16 protein-coding genes and 1 tRNA gene are annotated in these 19,441 nt (G+C 72.1%); 9 read left to right on the forward strand and 8 right to left on the reverse strand.

What is annotated here, in order from left to right; genetic code table 11:
- Positions 1–92 precede the first annotated feature (92 nt).
- The 4 genes from O1Q96_RS13425 to O1Q96_RS13440 form a co-directional block, all read right to left on the reverse strand.
- Positions 93–515: a YchJ family protein gene (locus O1Q96_RS13425; protein ID WP_269248396.1), complete on the reverse strand. Its 423-nt coding sequence runs from the start codon at positions 513–515 to the stop codon at positions 93–95.
- A gap of 147 nt (positions 516–662) precedes the next feature.
- Entirely contained in the window at positions 663–2,009 is a 1,347-nt protein-coding gene (locus O1Q96_RS13430; RefSeq protein ID WP_269253588.1) for a M1 family metallopeptidase, read from the reverse strand.
- 117 nt (positions 2,010–2,126) lie between these two features.
- Positions 2,127–6,002 (reverse strand): Pls/PosA family non-ribosomal peptide synthetase, encoded by a 3,876-nt coding sequence (locus O1Q96_RS13435; RefSeq protein WP_269248397.1) that lies wholly within the window; start codon positions 6,000–6,002, stop codon positions 2,127–2,129.
- A gap of 305 nt (positions 6,003–6,307) precedes the next feature.
- Positions 6,308–6,392 (reverse strand) — tRNA-Leu (locus O1Q96_RS13440).
- A gap of 186 nt (positions 6,393–6,578) precedes the next feature.
- Between O1Q96_RS13440 and O1Q96_RS13445 the strand changes: the two genes are divergently transcribed.
- The 3 genes from O1Q96_RS13445 (at position 6,579) to O1Q96_RS13455 (ending at position 9,255) form a co-directional block, all read left to right on the forward strand.
- Positions 6,579–7,904, forward strand: a complete 1,326-nt coding sequence (locus O1Q96_RS13445; RefSeq protein WP_269248398.1) for a M20/M25/M40 family metallo-hydrolase — start codon at positions 6,579–6,581, stop codon at positions 7,902–7,904.
- Between the two features lie 183 nt (positions 7,905–8,087).
- Positions 8,088–8,321, forward strand: a complete 234-nt coding sequence (gene chpH, locus O1Q96_RS13450; RefSeq protein WP_269248399.1) for a chaplin ChpH — start codon at positions 8,088–8,090, stop codon at positions 8,319–8,321.
- A gap of 181 nt (positions 8,322–8,502) precedes the next feature.
- Positions 8,503–9,255, forward strand: a complete 753-nt coding sequence (locus tag O1Q96_RS13455) for a chaplin (protein ID WP_269248400.1) — start codon at positions 8,503–8,505, stop codon at positions 9,253–9,255.
- A gap of 132 nt (positions 9,256–9,387) precedes the next feature.
- On the opposite strand, the gene O1Q96_RS13460 is transcribed toward O1Q96_RS13455, so the two are convergent.
- Complete coding sequence (locus O1Q96_RS13460) at positions 9,388–9,576, reverse strand: DUF5703 family protein (protein WP_030354641.1); 189 nt, start codon at positions 9,574–9,576, stop codon at positions 9,388–9,390.
- Positions 9,577–9,623: 47 nt separating this feature from the next.
- On the opposite strand from O1Q96_RS13460, the gene O1Q96_RS13465 reads away from it, so the two are divergent.
- A complete protein-coding gene (locus O1Q96_RS13465) occupies positions 9,624–10,343 on the forward strand; it encodes a hypothetical protein (RefSeq protein WP_269248401.1) in 720 nt (239 codons plus the stop codon).
- A gap of 96 nt (positions 10,344–10,439) precedes the next feature.
- Here O1Q96_RS13465 and O1Q96_RS13470 read toward each other — a convergent pair whose 3' ends face one another.
- On the reverse strand, positions 10,440–12,836 hold the full coding sequence (locus O1Q96_RS13470) for a helix-hairpin-helix domain-containing protein (protein ID WP_269248402.1): 2,397 nt from the start codon (positions 12,834–12,836) through the stop codon (positions 10,440–10,442).
- The gene (locus O1Q96_RS13475; protein WP_269248403.1) at positions 12,833–13,816 is read right to left on the reverse strand and encodes an aldo/keto reductase; all 984 of its coding nucleotides are present in this window, start codon (positions 13,814–13,816) and stop codon (positions 12,833–12,835) included. The genes O1Q96_RS13470 and O1Q96_RS13475 overlap by 4 nt, the downstream gene beginning before the upstream one ends.
- 151 nt (positions 13,817–13,967) lie before the next feature.
- Between O1Q96_RS13475 and O1Q96_RS13480 the strand changes: the two genes are divergently transcribed.
- Positions 13,968–15,032: an LLM class F420-dependent oxidoreductase gene (locus O1Q96_RS13480; protein WP_269248404.1), complete on the forward strand. Its 1,065-nt coding sequence runs from the start codon at positions 13,968–13,970 to the stop codon at positions 15,030–15,032.
- A 242-nt stretch (positions 15,033–15,274) separates the two neighbouring features.
- Positions 15,275–16,063: a ferritin family protein gene (locus tag O1Q96_RS13485; RefSeq protein WP_269248405.1), complete on the forward strand. Its 789-nt coding sequence runs from the start codon at positions 15,275–15,277 to the stop codon at positions 16,061–16,063.
- A 64-nt stretch (positions 16,064–16,127) separates the two neighbouring features.
- Here O1Q96_RS13485 and corA read toward each other — a convergent pair whose 3' ends face one another.
- Positions 16,128–17,126 carry a magnesium/cobalt transporter CorA gene (gene corA / locus O1Q96_RS13490; protein ID WP_269248406.1) on the reverse strand — a complete coding sequence of 333 codons (999 nt, stop codon included), beginning with the start codon at positions 17,124–17,126 and terminating at the stop codon, positions 16,128–16,130.
- A gap of 62 nt (positions 17,127–17,188) precedes the next feature.
- On the opposite strand from corA, the gene O1Q96_RS13495 reads away from it, so the two are divergent.
- From O1Q96_RS13495 to O1Q96_RS13505, 3 genes are all read left to right on the forward strand, one after another.
- Positions 17,189–17,875: a histidine phosphatase family protein gene (locus tag O1Q96_RS13495; protein WP_269248407.1), complete on the forward strand. Its 687-nt coding sequence runs from the start codon at positions 17,189–17,191 to the stop codon at positions 17,873–17,875.
- Positions 17,876–17,977: 102 nt separating this feature from the next.
- Positions 17,978–18,568 (forward strand): DUF3090 domain-containing protein, encoded by a 591-nt coding sequence (locus O1Q96_RS13500; RefSeq protein WP_217454992.1) that lies wholly within the window; start codon positions 17,978–17,980, stop codon positions 18,566–18,568.
- Positions 18,532–19,353 carry an SCO1664 family protein gene (locus O1Q96_RS13505; protein ID WP_269248408.1) on the forward strand — a complete coding sequence of 274 codons (822 nt, stop codon included), beginning with the start codon at positions 18,532–18,534 and terminating at the stop codon, positions 19,351–19,353. Before O1Q96_RS13500 ends, O1Q96_RS13505 begins: the two co-directional genes overlap by 37 nt.
- Positions 19,354–19,441: the final 88 nt, after the last annotated feature.

A 19,441-nucleotide genomic window follows, 5' to 3' on the forward strand; every position in this document is an offset into this window, starting at 1 on the left:
CCGGGGCCCCTGACGCCCTTGCTCCGCAAGGGAGTTGCGCGCCCGCGGGTGCGTCGTGGCCGGTCGCGCGGTTCCCCGCACCACTGGAGGGGCTACTCGCCGATGTCCCCGTCGACGTACACCCATGCCCCGTCGACGCGCTCGAAGCGGCTGTGCTCCTGCAGCGAGCCGCCGGCGTAGGACGCGTGGAAGGTCACGGTGCCGGTGCCGTGGAAGGCCGAGCCCTCGCTCGTACCGAGGATCTCCAGACCGCTCCACCGCATGGCCGGATCGAACTCCACCCGGGCCGGCCGGGTGCGCGGATGCCAGGTCCGCAGCAGGTACGCCTCGTCGCGCCGCACGAACGCGCAGTAGCGCGAGCGCATCAGAGCCTCGGCGGTCGGTGCCGTCGCCCGGCCCTCATGGAACCGGCCGCAGCACTCCTCGTACGTCCCCGCGAGACCGCAGGGGCAGGAGGGGTTCCGCGCGGGGACGGAACGGCGCCGGTTACGGGACTGAGGAGTGCGTCGGGACATGGACGCCATTCTCCCGCACCACCGCCCGGGTGAATCCCCACACCCCGTCAGGGGCGCGGAGAACTGCGCGGCCGATCACGGACGGCCCGCACTCCGATGACGGCCGGCCCCTGTCCCGCTCCCGGCGGAACCCTCACGGCGGGACGGTCACGACGGCGGATAGGGCGGCCGCGCCGGAATCGCCGCGGAGCGGGACGGCAACGGCGGCAACGCCGTCTCGTCCAGCCACGCGGCGAACAACTCGTCCAGCGGCTCAGCCGCGTACCGCGCCACATGCGCCGTGAACGCCGCCGTGGTCACCGACCCGCCCCGGTGCACGGAGGCCCAGCCCCGCAGCATCCGGAAGAACGCCTCGTCACCCAGCGCGCACCGCACCGCGTGCAGCACCAGCCCGCCCCGGTCGTAGAGCCGGTCGTCGAACATCAGCTTGCGGCCCGGGTCGGACAACCTGAGGTCCTGCGGCAGCGCGGCCACCTTGCGGTGCGCGACACCCGCGAGGGCCTGGGCGCTGCGCCCGCCCGACCGCTCCGACCACAGCCACTCCGCGTACTTCGCGAACCCCTCGTTCAGCCAGATGTGCCGCCAGTCGGCGATGCTCACACTGTTGCCGAACCACTGGTGCGCCAGCTCGTGCGCCACCAGCCGCTCCGAACCCCGGGCCCCGTCCACATGGTTGGCGCCGAACAGGGACAGTCCCTGCGCCTCCACCGGGACGTCGAGCTCCTCCTCGGTGACGACCACCGCGTACTCACCGAAGGGATACGGACCGAAGAGCTCCTCGAACAGCTCCATCATCGCGGGCTGCCGCGCGAAGTCCCGGGAGAACTCCGTCAGCAGATGCGCCGGGATGTGCCCGGCCTGCGGGACACCGCCGAGCCCCGGATCACCGAGCAGTACGGTCTGGTACTTCCCGATGGACAGCCCGACCAGATAACTGGACGTCGGCGCCGCCTGCTCGTACACCCACGTCGTCGTGGACGCCTTCGGCGTGCGGGTCAGCAGCCGTCCGCCCGCCACCACCGAGTACGCCGACGGCGTGGTGACGGCGATCTGGTACGAGGCCTTGTCCGCGGGCCGGTCGTTGCACGGATACCAGGACGGCGCGCCGACCGGCTGGCTCGCCACCAGCGCCCCGTCCTCCAGCTCCTCCCAGCCGAGCCCGCCCCACGGGCTGCGCACCGGCCTGGGATTGCCCGACCAGTGCACCTCCACGGTGAACGCGGCCCCGGCCCGGACCGGCTTCGCCGGGCGCATCCGCAGCCTGCCGCCGCGGTGCGTGTAGTGCGGCGCCCGGCCGTCGACCCGGACCCGGCCGATCCGGAAGTCGGCGAGGTTCAGATGGAACTCGGCGAGCGGCGACCGGCCCGCTATGGCGTTCAGGCGCGCGGTGCCGGACAGCCGGTTGGGTCCTGGACGGTAGTCCAGGGCGAGTTCGTACCGGTGCACCCGGTAACGGGGATCACCGTTCGCCGGGAAGTACGGATCCGCTCCCACTGTCTGCTGAACCACTGAAGTGTCTGCTCCCCTGCGCTGTGCTCGTACGACGTGCCGGTGCACCGACCGCTGCCAGATCCGACCGGTCTGCCCGAGAGGCGCCGTACGGGGCCGCGTCTAGGGACGCCATGCCTCGATCGGGTTGCCCAGCCAGCGGGTGTCGTCGGGGACGGTTTCCGCCGCCATGACGAGGGACGCGGGTCCCAGTGTGCTGCGCGCCCCGACGGAGCTGCCGGGCAGAACGATTCCGCCCGGGCCCAGGGTGGCGCCCTCACGGAGCACCACAGTATCCGTCCGCAAGATCCGGTCGTGGAAGAGGTGGGTCTGCAGCACGCAGCCGCGGTTCACCGTCGCCGCGTCCTCCAGCGTCACCAGATCCGTCTCGGGCAGCCAGTAGCTCTCCACCCACACGCCCTTGCCGATCCGGGCGCCCAGGGCGCGCAGCCAGAGGTTCAGCACCGGAGTGCCCGGCACGGACCCGGCCAGCCAGGGCACGGCGACGACCTCGACGAAGGTGTCGGCCAGCTCGTTGCGCCACACGAAGCCGCTCCACAGCGGGTGTTCACCGGCCCGGTGCCGCCCCACGAGCAGCCACTTCGCGAGCACCGACAGCAGCCCCGCCGCCGCTCCGGCGCCCAGCAGCACCACCCCGGCGAGCGCCCATGCCCAGGCCCCCAGCGCGCTCAGTGCCGCCACCGTCAGCACGGCGAGCGCCGCCGAGCAGAACACGGGCACGATCCGGCACAGCTCGACGAGCCCACGCGCCCACAGCAGCCGCGCGGGCGGGTCGTACGTGAGGCTCTGGTCGCCTCCCTGCGCCGACCGCGGCAGCTTCACCGGCGGCAGTCCCAGGTACGAGCTGCCCTTCTTGGCCTTCTTCGGTGTCGCGGAGAGCACCCCGACCAGGCCCCCGTCCGGCACCGAGCGGCCCGGCGCGGTCATCCCGGAGTTCCCGAGGAAGGCCCGGCGCCCGATCTCCGCCCGCCCGATCCGCATCCAGCCGCCACCGAGCTCGTACGGCGCGGTCAGTGTGTCGTCGGCCAGGAACGCCCCGTCGCCGACCGTCGTCAGGCTGGGCAGCGCGAGCACCGTCGACACCTCGGCGCCCCGCCCGATCCGCATCCCGAGCAGCCGCAGCCACACCGGCGTGACCAGCCCCGCGTACAGCGGGAACAGCGTCTCGCGGGAGCGGTCCATCAGCTGGGTGACCGTCCAGGCCTGCCAGCCGATCCGGCTGTGCGTCGGATGCGTACCGGGCCGCAGACCCAGGCTGAGCAGCCGCACGGCGACCAGCAGGATCAGCGCGTACGCGAGGCCGAAGGCCAGCGTCGCCGGCACCAGCGCGACCGCGGCGCCCCGCAGCGCCGCGGCGAGCCCGGCGTCCGGCGCGACGAAGAGACTCACCACGAGCAGCGCGGCGAAGCCCGCGACCAGCGGCAACGCCGACAGTGCGAACCCGGTCGCCCCGTACATCGCACGCCAGTACGTGCCCTTCTGCGGGCGCTCCTTGGGCCAGTCCCGCTTCGCCTTGCCGAGCTTGACCGCGGGCGCGCCCGCCCACCGCTGGCCGGTCGGAACCTGCCCGGACACGGCCGAACCGGGCGCCACCTCGGCCCGCTTGCCCACCCGGGCGCCGGGGAAGAGGATGCTGCGGGTGCCGACCACGGCGTGCGCGCCGACCTTGACCGGGCCGATCTCCAGGCGGTCACCGTCCAGCCAGTGCCCCGACAGGTCCACCTCGGACTCCACGGCGGCACCCCGGCCGAGCTTGAGCATGCCGGTCACGGGCGGCAGCGAGTGCAGATCCACGTCCGGCCCGACCTTGGCGCCCAGCGCACGCGCGTACCGCTCCAGCCAGGACCCGGTCAGCGAGGTCGCCCCGCTGAACTCGGCGAGCCGCTCGGCGGTCCACAGCCGCAGGTGCACGCCTCCACCCCGCGGATACCGCCCGGGCGTCACGTTCCGCAGGAGCAGCCGGGCGCCGCCGGCTGCGATGGCGAGCCGCCCGGGCGGGCTGAAGAGCAGGGCGGCGCACGGGACGACGAGCCACCAGGAGGCGGTCGGCGCCCACGGATACGCGCCGAACCAGTGGAGCGTGTTGCCGAGCGCGGCCAGCGCCACCGTCCAGCGCAGCCCGAGCAGCGCGAACAGCGGTACGAGCAGCAGCAGCTGCACCACCTTGGCCCGCAGCGGCACGGGCACGATCACCCGCTCTGCACCGTCGCCCTGCGCGGACCTCTCCAGATGCCGGGCCAGCTTCCGCAGCACGGGCTGCTGGTAGACGTCGAGCACGGCGGCGCTCGGGTAGCGGGTGCGCAGCCTCGTGGTGAGCTGGGCGGCGGCGAGGCTGCCGCCGCCGATCGCGAAGAAGTCGTCGCGGGCGGAGCCCACCGGGATACCGAGCACCTCGCTCCACTGCTCGGCGAGCCACGCCTCGGTCCCGTACAGCTGCTCGGCGGGGCCGCCGGTCTCCAGGCCCTCCAGCGGCCACGGCAGTGCGTTGCGGTCGACCTTGCCGGACGTACGGGTCGGCAGTTCGGCCACGGGCGCGAGCAGCGGGACGAGGGCCGCGGGCAGTTCCGTGCGCAGCTTCTCGACGGCCGCCGCCCGGTCCCAGCCGTCCTGGGTGACCACATAGCCGACGAGCAGCTGGTTCCCGCCACGGGCGGTCCGTACGGCGGCCGCGGCGCCCGCGACCCCGGGCAGCGCCTGCAGCGCGGCGTCCACCTCGCCCAGCTCGATCCGGCGCCCGCCGAGCTTGATCTGCTCGTCGGCCCGCCCGAGGAAGATCAGCCCCTCAGGCTCGGCCTTGACCAGGTCACCGCTGCGATAGGCGCGCTCCCAGCCGAGCGAATCCAGCGGGGCGTACTTCTCGGCGTCCTTCTCCGGGTCGAGATAGCGGGCGAGCCCCACCCCGCCGATCACGAGCTGGCCGCTGGCGCCCATCGCCACGGGCTCCCCGGCCTCGTCGACGACGGCGAGCTCCCAGCCGTCGAGGGGCAGGCCGATCCTGATCGGCTCCTCGCCGCTCATCAGCGAGGCACAGGCCACGACGGTGGCCTCGGTGGGCCCGTAGGTGTTCCACACCTCGCGCCCCTCGGTGACCAGGCGCTGCGCCAGCTCGGGCGGGCAGGCCTCACCGCCGAAGATCAGCAGCCGTACCTCGTTGAGCGCCTCCGGCTCCCACAGGGCGGCCAGCGTCGGCACGGTGGAGACGACGGTGATCTCCTGCTCGACCAGCCAGGGCCCCAGATCGGCGCCGCTGCGCACCTGGGAGCGCGGTACGGGCACCAGGCAGGCCCCGTACCGCCAGGCCAGCCACATCTCCTCGCAGGAGGCGTCGAAGGCGACGGAGAGACCCGCCATGACCCTGTCACCCGGGCCGATCGGGTCCTCGGTCAGGAACAGCCCGGCCTCGGCGTCCACGAAGGCGGCGGCGCTGCGGTGGCTGACGGCCACGCCCTTGGGCCTGCCGGTGGAACCGGACGTGAAGATGATCCACGCGTCGTGCTCGACCCCGGGGCGTGCGGCGGGCGCCTCGCTGCGCCCCCGCACGGTCAGCTCGTGCCCGGCTCCGACGACGGCCCGGACGTCGGCCTCCCCGAAGACCAGCTCGGCCCGCTCGTCCGGGTCCTCGGCGTCCACCGGCACATAGGCGGCTCCGGCGGCCAGCACGGCGAGGACGGCGACGTACAGCCCGTTGGTGCCAGAGGGGACGCGCACGCCGACCCGGTCCCCGAGGCCCACCCCGGCGGCGCCGAGCCGCCGGCGCAGGGCCTCGACCTCGACGGCCAGGGCGCGGTAGGTGAGGCTGCGGCGGCCGTCGTCCAGCGCGGGCTCGTCGGGACAGGCCCGCACGGAGGCGTCGAAGACGTCGACGAGTGTGCGCGGTGAGGGCGCGGAGGAGGCGGAGAAGCGCGCCCGGCCGCCGAACTCCGCCCGGACCTCGTCGTCGGACAACGAGAGCGCGGGGCCTTGCTGGAGGGCTGCCATCGGGTCCTCACATGTCGTTCCCGGATCCTCCGGGGGAGCCGGCGGGCCCGCAGGTATGCCTGGGGATATTCCGGTCAGCTCCGAACAAGCGTGGAATTTTAGTACGACGCTAGCCGCGGACCTGCGCCGCAGCCATGCGAACAGGCCTTTCGAGGGGCCCGGCGGGGCGGGGCCGACTCTCTGACATGGGGATATGTCATCCTGACGAGATCTATCCCACATGTGGCCGGAACCCGGTTCCGGGGGGTGTCACGGGCAACGAACGAGGGCCGCGACCAGTGGTCGCGGCCCTCGTTCATCTCGTGTGTCCGAGGGGGGACTTGAACCCCCACGCCCGATAAAGGGCACTAGCACCTCAAGCTAGCGCGTCTGCCATTCCGCCACCCGGACAAGGTGTCTGTCGCGCGGGGTTCCCCTCGCGGCGACGAAGGAAACATTACCAGGCTTTCCAGACCACCCGATCACGGGCCGTCGGGGCGTGAACGGCCTGTGACGGGCCGGGTCCGCCCTTGGGGCCGGAGGTCCGGAGAGGGAGGATGGGAGGGACCGCCAGCAGGGACCGTGGGAGGAAGCAGCGTGAGCGAGCCGGACACGACCAAGGGCATCACGGGTGAGGACGAGGTCGTCGACCTCTGCCGCGAGCTGATCCAGATCGACACCAGCAACTACGGCGACCACTCGGGCCCGGGTGAGCGCAAGGCCGCCGAGTACGTCGCGGAGAAGCTCGCCGAGGTGGGCCTCGAACCGCAGATCTTCGAGTCGCACCAAGGCCGTGCCTCGACGGTGGTCAGGATCGAGGGGGAGGACCGCTCGCGGCCCGGACTGCTCATTCACGGCCACACCGACGTCGTACCGGCGAACGCCCAGGACTGGACGCACCACCCGTTCTCCGGCGAGATCGCCGACGGCTGTGTGTGGGGCCGGGGCGCGGTCGACATGAAGGACATGGACGCGATGACCCTCGCGGTCGTCCGCGACCGGATGCGCGGCGGTCGCAAGCCTCCCCGGGACCTCGTACTGGCCTTCCTGGCGGACGAGGAGGCGGGCGGCAAGTTCGGCGCCAAGCACCTCGTCACCAAGCACCCCGACCTCTTCGAGGGCGTGACCGAGGCGATCGGCGAGGTCGGCGGGTTCTCCTTCACGGTCAACGAGAAGCTGCGGCTGTATCTCGTGGAGACCGCGCAGAAGGGCATGCACTGGATGAAGCTGACCGTGGACGGCACCGCCGGGCACGGTTCGATGATCCACCGGGACAACGCGATCACCGAACTGTCCGAGGCCGTCGGACGGCTCGGCCGGCACAAGTTCCCGGTGCGCGTGACGAAGACGCTGCGGCACTTCCTCGACGAACTCGGCGACGCGCTGGGCACCGAGCTCGACCCGGAGAACATGGACGCGACGCTCGCCAAGCTCGGCGGCATCGCCAAGCTCATCGGCGCCTCGCTGCAGAACACGGCCAACCCGACGCAGCTGGGCGCGGGCTACAAGGTGAACGTGATCCCGGGCCAGGCGACCGCGCACGTCGACGCCCGCTATCTGCCGGGCTACGAGGAGGAGTTCCTCGCCGACCTGGACCGCATCCTCGGCCCGAACGTGAAGCGCGAGGACGTGCACGCCGACAAGGCCCTGGAGACCACCTTCGACGGGGCCCTCGTGGACGCCATGCAGACCGCGCTGTCCGCCGAGGACCCGATCGCCCGGGCCGTCCCGTACATGCTCTCCGCCGGCACCGACGCCAAGTCCTTCGACGACCTCGGCATCCGCTGCTTCGGCTTCGCACCGCTGAAGCTGCCGCCGGAGCTGGACTTCGCCGGAATGTTCCACGGTGTCGACGAGCGGGTGCCGGTCGACGCCCTGAAGTTCGGAGTGCGGGTGCTCGACCGCTTCATCGAGGCGTCCTGAGGCATACCGAACCGCGAGGCGTCCTGAATTAACCCGCTGAAACGACACTCCAATAATCGCCAGCGCGTACGGAGTCGACTGAGAAGAGTGAATGCGCTCATAGGCTCGTAGCCCTATTACTCCCTCCTCGTTACTGGTGATGTGATCCGCGGCTGGGATCACATTTGCCTACAAGGAGGAATAATGATCAAGAAGATCGTCGCCGCTGCGGCTGCCACGGGTGGCCTGGTTCTCGCTGGTGCGGGTATGGCGGTTGCCGACGCCGGTGCTCAGGGTGCTGCCGTGCACTCGCCCGGTGTGCTTTCGGGCAACGTCATCCAGGCGCCCATCCACGTGCCGGTGAACGTCTGCGGCAACACGGTCTCCGTGATCGGGCTGCTGAACCCCGCCTTCGGCAACACCTGCGTCAACGCCTGACGTTGTACTCACCTCATGAAGGCCTGCATTCCATGAAGGTCTGAAGTCATGAGGGTCTGAGTCCGCGGCCCCGGAGTGCGCGCCATGCGCTCCGGGGCCGCAGACATTCCGTATTGCGCGCCCGCGCGTCCGGCGCGTGCGCGTTCCTGATGCAACAGGGCTCACAAGGCAGGGAAAAGCTATGCGACAGGTCACCCGCAAAGGTCTGATGACGGTGGCGGCCGCTACCGGGGTCCTCGCCGCCACCGGCGGTTACGCGCACGCCGACTCGGGGGCGCACGGCACCGCTTCGGACTCCCCGGGCGTACTCTCCGGGAACTCGGTGCAGGCGCCGGTGCACGCGCCGGTCAATGTCTGCGGCAACACCGTGAACGTGGTCGGGCTGCTCAATCCGGCGGTCGGCAACAAGTGCGCCAACAAGGGCGGTGGCTCCGGCCATCACGGGAGCGGTGGCTCGGGTCATCACGGGCCGGGCGGTGGATCGCAGGCCGGGGGGCACACCGGTGACTCGCCCGGCGTCGGCTCCGGCAACCACGTGCAGGTCCCGGTGGACGTGCCGGTCAATGTCTGCGGCAACGGCATCTCCGTCGGCGGCATCGGCAACGCGACCACGGGCAATGCCTGTGGGAACACCGAGGACGGGCACGCAGTGACGCCTCCCGGGCACGGGGAGCCGAACACTCCGGGCAAGCCGGGAGACCCGGGCAACCCCGGTGATCCGGGAGACCCGGGCCGGCCCGGTGGTCCCAAGAGCGGGAACCCGCACGGCTCGAACCCGAACGACCTGGACGCCCAGGCCGTCGGCCGCCCCGACGGATCCGCGCAGCTCGCGCAGACCGGCGGCGACCTGCCGCTCGGCCTCGCGCTGCCGATGGGCGCGGGCGCACTCCTCATGGGCGCCGTGATCTACCGCAAGGCACGTGCCTCGGCATGAAGCCGACGCCATGACGCCCAAAACGGTGTCATGGCATGACACATCGCCCCGGGGTGAGGGCTTGCATCCCCCGAGCAGGTCCGACGGAGCGGGCCCCGCGCGCGGGGCCCGCTCCGTTTCAGCCGTCCCGCGTCACCATGTGGCGCGAACCTGGCGAATGATCCGTCGGCGCAACCGCACCCTGCGGCTGCCGTCCCGGTGCAGGCTGAGACGGTCCAACTCCCAGTGCCCGTACTCAGCATGGTCCGTCAGCAGGCGTGCCGCTTCCTTGCGGGAGACCCCGCGCGGCACATACACGTCGACAAATTCGTATTCCGGCATCGCATCTATTGTGCGTGCGGAGGCCCTGTACGGATAGCGTCTGCCCTATGTCTGATGCTGCGCAGCCCACCGCTGCCGAGGTACGCGCCGCCGCCGAGGCGGTCAAGACCGCGCTCGACCGCCACCTGGCGGCGGTCGAGCGCAGGTCGGGTGAGGACGACCCGGCCGTCTACGAGGCGTTCAACGAGCTGGCCGCGGCCGCCGAGGAGTACGACGAGCTCCTCTACGACCGCTATGACGAGGTCACTCCCTTCGAGATCCCCGGCTCGGACGACGCGCTCCCGCCGTACACGGGGCCGGAGGAGCCCAACTCGCTGAGCGTGCTGATCCGCCGGGACTACGCGGTGGCGGAGCCGCAGCGGCTGCTGGCGCAGGCCCAGCGCGTCGAGGCCGTGGAGGAGTCCGGTGCGGTGACGGCGGGCTTCGACGCCGAGTCCGGGACCGTGCACGGCGCGCTCGGTGTCCTCTTCGGCGAGTTCGAGCCCGACGAGATCGCCTCCCGGCACAAGGAGTTCGGCCTGGAGGAGGGCGACTCCACGCTGTGGGTGACCGCCTCGGACGAACAGGCCGAACCGGGTGAGTGGCTGGAGGCCCCGTTCGACCAGGCCGACACCCACCAGGTGGTGTGCCGCTTCGATGTCAGTGCCGTCTTCGACGACGACGCCGAGGACGACCTCGATGACGACCCGGACGACGCCGTCGAGCCGGAACTCGAAGCCGTGCTCGGCGGGGACGAGGACCTGGAGAGGACGGACGCGGACCGCTGACGGTCCGCTGTCACCCACGGTGGCGGCCGCCGGGCTCCTCTGCCCGCCGGCCGCCACCGGTGCGTCCGGGGCCGTGGACCCCGCCGGTGACGGGACTCAGCCCGACGCCGGCACCTGGGCCGCGATCAGGGCGGACAGCCTGGTCGTACGGGGCTTCGCGGCGACCTCCGCGACCGCGCGCGGCAGCGCCTGCTCCACACCGTGGACCACGGAGAGGTGCCGGCCGGCGCGGCCGAAGGCGGTGTAGACCCAGGGCCTGGAGAGCGCTTGGCCGGCGTCGCCGGGAAGCACCACGACCGCGGCGGGCCAGCGGACCCCGACCGCCTGGTGGGCGGTGAGCGCCCAGCCGTGCCGCACGGTCTGCTCCACCCGCTCCTTCGGTACGACGACGGGCGCGCCCGCGCACTGCAGATGCAGCCCGTCGGCGTCGGCCTTCACCACCTGGCCCGGGACCGAACGGCCCGGCGCGGGGGAGTGGACGATCCGGTCGCCCGGGTCGAAGCCGCCGAAGCGCCCGGAGCCCGGATTGAGCCGCTCCTTCAGCGCGGCGTTGAGCACCCGGGTGCCCGCCGCGCCGCCGTGGCCCAGAGTGATCACCTGTGTCTGTTCGGCCGGAATGCCGATCGCGCGCGGCACCGAGTCGGCGACCAGCTGCACGGTGCGGTGGACCGCCTCCCCGGCGTCACGCACCGGGATGATCACCACTTCCTTGCCGGGGGCCTCGACCTGGTTCAGCTCGCCGATGCCGATGCCCGAGACCAGTTCGCCGACGGGGCCGGGATCAGGGGTCCGCGAGGCGATCTGCGGGCACACCCGGGCGGCGAGCAGATCCGCGAAGACCCGCCCGGGGCCCGCCGACCACAGCACACCGGGGTCCCCGCTCAACACGAGCCGGGCGCCGTCGGGCAGCGACTCGGCGAGCATGGCCGCGCTCTCCACGTCGAGCTGCGGAGCGTCGAGCACGACGAGGAGGTCGGTCCGGAGCATGCCGTCCGAGTCCCGCCCCGGGCCCTCCGCGCCGGTCAGGAGGCCGGCGACGGTGGTCACGCCCGCGTCGGCCGGATCGCCGCCGGACGGTCCACGGCCGGGGTTCCCGGACGCTTCGCCCGATGCTCCGGCCGTGCCGCCCTGCGGCGGGCCGGGTGCGTCCGTGTCCGGGCCGGACTGCGACGGCGGGTGCGTGGCCGAGGCCGCGGTCCGCGCCTGCTGCGCGGCGGCGATCAGCGCGGCGAAGTCCCGGCGGCCGTCCGCGCTGTGCGTGGCGGCGCACACCCGCAGGCCGAGCGAGCGGGCGGCCGCCACCAGGGACGCGGGCTCGGCGCGGGACGCCTCGCCGCCGGTGTGCAGCACGAGACCGTGGCCCGCGACCGCCCGGATCAGTTCGGCGGCGGAGCCGGTCGCGGCCGACTCCCAGGCCTTGGCAGGACCGTCCTCCTTGGGCAGTGCGTTGACCACCCGGGCGAGCCCGTCGGCGAGGCTCTCCTCGGCGAGTGCGTACCGCTCCAGTCCGATGAGGACGCGCACCGGGCGTACCTCCTCGCCCTCGTCGCTCTCCTCACCCTCGGCGTCGTCGTCCTCCTCGGACCGCCGGGGGGCCGGGGGTGCGCCGGGCTCGTCCAGCGCGTCCTGGAACACCAGGGCGTCGCCCTCGGCCAGGGCGCTCTGCACGGCGGCGTCGGGGTCGGGAACCGAGCGCTGCGCGAGCGCGGCGTGCAGGGCCGGGGCCTCCAGGGCGGTGTGTCCCGCCAGGGCCGCCTGTTCGAGGAGCCACACGGTGACCGCCCGGCCCCGCCGCTCGTCGTCCGGCCCGCACTCCGCGCCCAGCAGGGCCCGGGCGAACCCGTCCGCCTGCTCGGGCCGCACCCCCGCCACGCGCAGCAACTGCCAGGGATCCTCGCCCAGTCGGCCGTCCGCTCCCTCGCCGAGGGTGGCGGCGGTCTGCGGCGCCAGCGTCTCGGGTGCGCCGCCCCGGACCAGCACCGCGCGCACCGCGTCGACGGACTCGGGGGCCATCGACGCCGGCATGCCGGAGGGCGTGGGCTGCGGGCGCCGCACCGGCTCCGGCGCGACCCTGCGCGGCGCGGGCTCCTGCTCACTGAAGACGCTCGCCGGGGGCTTCTCGCCGCTCTCCACCGCTCGGACGGCCGCGAGCAGGTCGGCGGCCTTCCCGCTCAGTCCCGTCCCGGCCCGGACCGGTCCCGTCTTCTCCGCCTTCCGCTGCTCGATCCGCTCCCGCAGCTCCCGCTGCGCGGCCAGCTCGGCCTCGGCCTCGGACAACTGGACCGCGCCTTCGGTGGCGGCGGTGCCGTCGGCGGCGCCGCCCTCCGGGGCCTCGCCGTCCGCCGCGCCCTCGGCCGAGTCGCCCTCACCCGTGCCCGGTGCGGCGGCGCCGGTGTCCGGTCGAGCCCCCGCGCCGGGCCCTGTGGACTCGGGGGCCGCGCTCGGCGTCCCCGGCTCGGCTTCCTCCGCGGCGGCGGACGGCTCCGTGGTCACAGCGTGCTCCAGTCGTGATCGGGGTAGTGGTGCACGGGCGCCGACACGTCGTCGAGCGCTCGGCAGATCTCGTCAGGAAGACTAAGGGTCTCCACTGACAACGCGGCCGTGAGCTGCGGCGCGTTGCGCGCGCCGATGATGGGGGCGACCACCCCCGGCCGGTCGCGGACCCAGGCGAGGGCCACCTGGAGCGGAGTCACCGCGAGGCCGTCCGCCGCCGTCGTCACCGCGTCCACTATGCGGCTCGCCGCGTCGTCCAGGTACGGCGCGACGAACGGTGCCAGGTGCTCTGAGGCGCCCCGCGAGTCCGCGGGCGTCGCGTGCCGGTACTTGCCCGTCAGCACGCCGCGGCCCAGCGGGGAGGACGGGAGCAGGCCGACGCCCAGGTCCAGCGCCGCGGGCAGCACTTCGCGCTCGACACCGCGCTGCAGCAGGGAGTACTCCATCTGCGTACTGGCGAGCCGCGTGCGTATCCCGGGGGAGGCGAGCTGCCAGGTGGCCGCCTTCGCGAGCTGCCAGCCGCAGAAGTTGGACACACCGGCATACCGGGCCCGGCCGCTGCTGACAGCGATGTCGAGAGCCTGGAGGGTCTCCTCCAGCGGCGCGTGGGGGTCGAAGGCGTGGATCTGCCACAGGTCCACATAGTCCGTGCCGAGCCGGGTCAGTGAGGCGTCGAGGGCGGACAGCAGGTGCCCCCGTGAGCCGTCGAAGCGCCGGTCCGGGTCCGGCACGCTGCCCGCCTTCGTGGAGATCACCAGATCCCGGCGCGGTACCAGCCCTTCCATGAGCTGTCCGAGCAGGTACTCGGCCTCCCCGTCCCCGTACACGTCGGCCGTGTCCACGAGTGTTCCGCCCGCCTCCCAGAACCCCTTCAACAGGTCGGCGGCGTCATGCTCGGTGGTGTCCCGGCCCCAGGTGAGGGTGCCGAGTCCGATTCGGGACACGCGCAGGCCGGTACGGCCGAGATGCCTCTGCTCCATGTCGGCTGAGATTACTGGCCGGACGTCGGAGCGTGGGGCCCCTGTGGACAACCCGGATCACATGATCCGCAACCCTGTCCCTGCCGCTCGGCCCGGTGGCGCGCTAGGGTGCCGGACAAGGGACGTTACTGATCAGTAAGGGGAATCGGCCATGCAGCTCGGGATCAACCTCGGCTACTGGGGTGCCGGAATGGACGCGGACAACCTCGCCGTGGCCAAGGAGGCCGACCGCCTCGGCTACTCGGTCTGCTGGGCCGCGGAGGCGTACGGATCGGACGCGGCCACCGTGCTGACCTGGGTCGCCGCCCAGACCGAGCGCATCGACGTCGGTTCGGCCATCTTCCAGATCCCGGCCCGCCAGCCCGCGATGACCGCGATGACCGCCGCCACCCTGGACTCGCTGTCCGGCGGCCGCTTCCGCCTCGGCCTCGGCGTCTCCGGACCGCAGGTCTCCGAGGGCTGGTACGGCGTCAAGTTCGACAAGCCGCTGGCCCGCACCCGCGAGTACGTCGAGATCGTGCGCCGGGCGATGACCCGCGAGCGACTGTCCTACGAGGGCGCGCACTGGACCCTCCCGCTGCCGGACGGCCCGGGCAAGCCGCTCAAGCTGACCGTGCACCCCGAGCGCGAGCACATCCCGCTCTACATCGCCGCGATCGGCCCGAAGAACCTGCAGCAGACCGGCGAGATCGCCGACGGCGCCCTGCTGATCTTCCCGTCCGCGGAACACCTCGAGGACACCGCGGTCAAGCACCTGCGCGCGGGCCGCGAGAAGGCCGGCCTGACCATGGACGGCTTCGACGTCTGCCCGACGCTGCCCCTCGCGCTGGGCCCCGAGGAAGGCGACAAGGACGTGTCGGCCCTGGCCGACATGTTCCGCCCGTACACCGCTCTCTACGTGGGCGGCATGGGCAGCCGCAAGCAGAACTTCTACAACCAGCTCGCCCAGCGCATGGGCTACGAGAAGGAGGCCGCCGAGATCCAGGACAAGTACCTGGCCGGCGACAAGGCGGGCGCGGCGGCCGCCATTCCGCAGCAGCTCATCGACCAGACCACGCTGCTCGGTTCCGTGGACCGCATCGCGGACCGGATGGCGGCCTACGCGGCCGCCGGAGTCACCACGCTCACACTGGCCCCGGCGGGCTTCACGCTGGACGAGCGGCTCGCCTCGCTGCGGGCCGGGTCCGAGGCCCTGGAGCGGGCCGGACTCGCGTAGCCGCGCGCAGCGGGACGAGAGAGTTCCACGGCCGTGGTGGGGGCTCGGGGGTCTTCCCCGCCACGGCCGTCACGGAGCACAACGCGCCACGGCCCGCTCGGTTACGCGCCTCTCATGCCCTTCCCGTCCTCCGTTCGGCGGATTTGTCCGACACAGATGTTGCCGCACCACTGGCTGCCCATTTGACTCGTTCTTTGCGGACTCCCGCATGGAGGTGGGCGTCCCGCATGGAGGTGGCAGTCATGCTTTCGGCCAAGAGTCTCTTCCAGGAGATCATCGACAACGACGAGTCGTTCCGGCTCTTCTGCTCCATCGCCGCCAGCGGGGAGACACAGGGAGGCTGGGAGAACGCGCGGATCGCGGCCCTCGTCCCGGAGAGCGAGCGTTCACTCGCACCCAAGATCACCCGGCACGGCGCGGACGAGGACAAGCACGGACGGATTTTCAACGCGCTCATGAAGAAGCGGGGCCTCACTCCCGTCGAGATCCCGCCCGAGACCGACTACACACTTCTGCTGGAGAAGAACGGCATCGGTCTCGCGCACGAAAAGCTCAAGCGCGACGAGCCGCTCACCGTCCAGGACATCGTCACGTATCTCTCGCACAGCAGGGTCACGGAGCAGCGCGCCGCGGACCAGATGGTGATGCTCCGCAAGGACTTCGGGGATCATCCGGAGATCGGCAGGGCGGTGCGGATGATCTCCGACGACGAGGACAACCACCTCGCGTACTGCCACGAGGAACTGCTGCGCTTCGCGGCCGCGGGCCACGGCCGGGCCATCCAGCGGACCCTGCGCGAGTGCGCGCTCGCCGAGGTCGGCATCTACCGGGACGTCAGCCTCGCCGTGATGGGGCACATGGGCCGCATCCTCGGCTGGCCCAGGTCCAAGGCGGCGGTGCTCGCGGCGGGCGTCCACGCCATGTACGCGTACGAGCGCCTGGTCGGCTGGCGGCGGATGGTCTCGCTGACGATGCCGCAGCGGCGCGACGCCCTGGGCGGGCCGGCGACGGCGGCACCCGAGTTCGCCTGACCGTGCGCCACGCGCGCGTGCCGCACGTACACGGCACGCGCGCGTGGACCGAACCGGAGACCCGCTACAGCCAGCCGCGCTGCTTGAAGAGACGGAACAGCAGCACTTCGAGCACCGCCATCAGCAGGATCACCACCGGATAGGCCCAGACCCAGTGCAGTTCCGGCATGTGCTCGAAGTTCATGCCGTAGATCCCGGCGATCATCGTGGGCACCGCCGCCATGGCCGCCCACGACGAGATCTTCCGCATGTCGTCGTTCTGCCGCACGCTCATCTGTGCCAGGTGCGCCGACAGGACGTCCGACACCAGCCGGTCCAGGCCCTCCACGGAGTCGTTCACCCGCGTCAGGTGGTCGTTGACGTCCCGGAAGAACGGCTGTGCCTTGCCGTCGACGAAGGGCACCCCCGAGCTGGAGAGGCCCGAGCCCGCGAGACGGGTCAGCGGCGGGGACAGCGGTCCGGTGGCCCTGCGGAACTCCAGGATCTGCCGCTTGAAGGTGTAGATCCGGGACGCGGTGTTCCGGGACCCGCCGTCGTTCGGCGAGAACACCTCCGCCTCGACCTCCTCCAGGTCCCTCTGCAGCTCCGACGCCACCTCCAGGTAGTGGTCGACGGTGGCGTCGGCGATCGAGTACAGCACCGCCGTCGGGCCGAGGCGCATCAGCTCAGGGTCCTTCTCCAGGCGCTGCCGCACGGTCTTGAGCGGCGAACCGTCTCCGTGCCGCACGGTCACCACGAAGGAGTCACCCAGGAAGATCATGAGTTCGCCCGAGGACACGGTGTCGCTGTCCGGCTCGTAGGTGACCGGCTTGAGGACCGCGAACAGGGAGTCGTCGTACACCTCCAGTTTCGGCCGTTGGTGCGCCTTCAGGGCGTCCTCGACCGCCAGCGGGTGCAGCCCGAACTCCTCCGTCACGAGGTCGAACTCGCGCTCCGTCGGCTCGTGCAGCCCGATCCACACGAATGCGTTTCCGCAGGTACGAGCCTCTTCCAGCGCGTCGGACAGGTCCTCGGGGCCCTCCGTCCGGTGTCCGTCCCGGTAGATGGCACAGTCGACGATCACAGAGCGTATTCTCCTGTTCGCAGGGGCCTGGCGCACTCGGACCGCCGCCTAGGCTGGGGCGCATGCCCACCTTGATCCTCGTCCGGCACGGACGTTCCACCGCCAACACCGCGGGGCTGCTCGCCGGGTGGACCCCCGGCGTCGCCCTCGACGAGCGCGGCGCGGCGCAGGCCGCGGCACTGCCCGGGCGCCTCGGGGAACTGCCGCTCTCGGAAGTCGTCAGCAGCCCTCTGCAGCGCTGCCAGGAAACGATTCAGCCGCTCCTCGACGCCCGGCCCGGCCTGCGGGCCCACTCCGACGAGCGTATCGGGGAGTGCCACTACGGAGACTGGTCCGGGCGCAAGCTCGCCGAGCTGGCGGGAGAGCCGCTGATGGAGGTGGTGCAGACGCACCCCTCCGCGGCCGCGTTCCCGGGCGGCGAGTCGATGCGCTCCATGCAGACCCGCGCCGCCGAGGCGGTACGGGAGTGGAACGCGCGCGTGGAGCGCGATCACGGCAGTGACGCCGTGTACCTCATGTGCTCGCACGGCGACATCATCAAGTCTCTGGTCGCGGACGCACTCGGCCTTCATCTGGACCTCTTCCAACGGATCTCCGTAGAACCGTGTTCCATCACCGCGATCCGTTACACCCGGCTGCGGCCGTTTCTCGTGCGCCTCGGTGACACCGGCGATCTCACGTCCCTCGCGCCGCGCGAGGAGGCCCCGGGCGGCGACGCCACGGTCGGGGGCGGTGCGGGCGCACCGTGATCGTCGGCCGCAGTAGGGTGAAGCGGTCGAAGCAGCGCAGCAGTTGTCAGCGCAGACGCAAGTGACGGCAGAAGCAGTCGATCGATCCAATGGAGACAGGACGTGTCCCGTCAGGTGTTCCTCTACGACCCGCCGGACCGTTTCGTGGCCGGTACGGTCGGGCTGCCAGGGCGCCGTACCTTCTTCCTGCAGGCCTCCTCGGGCCCCAGGGTGACGAGCGTGGCCCTGGAGAAGACGCAGGTCGCGGCGCTCGCCGAACGTATGGACGAGCTTCTCGACGAGGTCGTACGGCGTACCGGGGGCAGCGCTCCCGTCCCGGCGATGGCCCCGACGGAGGTCTCCGACGCCGCCCCGCTCGACACCCCCGTCGAGGAGGAGTTCCGGGTCGGCACCATGGCGCTCGCCTGGGACGGTGACGAGCAGCGCATGATCGTCGAGGCGCAGGCCCTCGTGGAGCTGGACGCCGACTCCGAGGAGGACCTGGCCGCCGCCGAGGAGGAGCTCCTCCAGGACGAGGAGAACGGCCCGCCGATGCTGCGGGTCCGCCTCACCGGCGCACAGGCCCGCGCCTTCGCCAAGCGGGCCCTCGACGTCGTCAACGCGGGCCGGCCGCCCTGCCCGCTGTGCAGTCTCCCGCTCGACCCGGAAGGACACGTATGTCCGCGCCAGAACGGATACCGCCGCGAAGCGTGACCACGGCCGAGCTGCTCACCGAGGGCGAGCTGACCGTGCGCGGCCGCATCCGTGAGGCCTCGAACGCGGTACTGCTGTGCGACGTGTCGTACGAGGGGCGCGAGGCGTCCTGCGTCTACAAGCCGGTCGCCGGTGAGCGGCCGCTGTGGGACTTCCCCGACGGGACCCTCGCCCAGCGGGAGGTCGCGGCCTTCGAGGTGTCCGAGGCGACCGGCTGGGGGCTCGTCCCGACCACCGTGCTGCGGGAGGGTCCCTACGGCGAGGGCATGTGCCAGCTGTGGATCGAGCCGTCGGGCGAGGCCGGCGGCGCCGAGCTGCTCGGGCTGGTCGACGCCGAGGAGCCCGGCGAGGGCTGGAAGGCCGTGGGTCTCGCCGAGGTCGGCGAGGGGCGTACGGCCCTGCTCGTGCACGCCGACGACGAACGGCTGCGCAGGCTGGCCGTCCTCGACGCGGTGATCAACAACGCCGATCGCAAGGGCGGGCACCTGCTGCCCGCGCCCGGGGGACTGCTGTACGGCATCGACCACGGCGTCACCTTCAACGCCGAGAACAAGCTGCGCACGCTGCTGTGGGGCTGGGCGGGGGAGAAGCTCACCCCGGAGGCGGTGCAGGTCCTGGAGCGGCTCAGGGACGCCCTGGGAGGCACGCTGGGCGGGCGGCTGGCGGAGCTGATCACCGAGACGGAAGTGGACGCCACGCGCGCGCGTGTGGCCGCTCTGCTCGCGTCCGGACGGCATCCGGAGCCCTCGGGGGAGTGGCCCGCGATTCCCTGGCCGCCCGTATAGCCGCGCGACGCGGACTCCGAGCCGTGACGCATACTCCGGTGCCGGGCGCAAGGGTGCCTGTCAGGCCATCGGACCGGTCCGGTTCGTA

Source organism: Streptomyces aurantiacus, assembly GCF_027107535.1.
GTDB lineage: Bacteria > Actinomycetota > Actinomycetes > Streptomycetales > Streptomycetaceae > Streptomyces.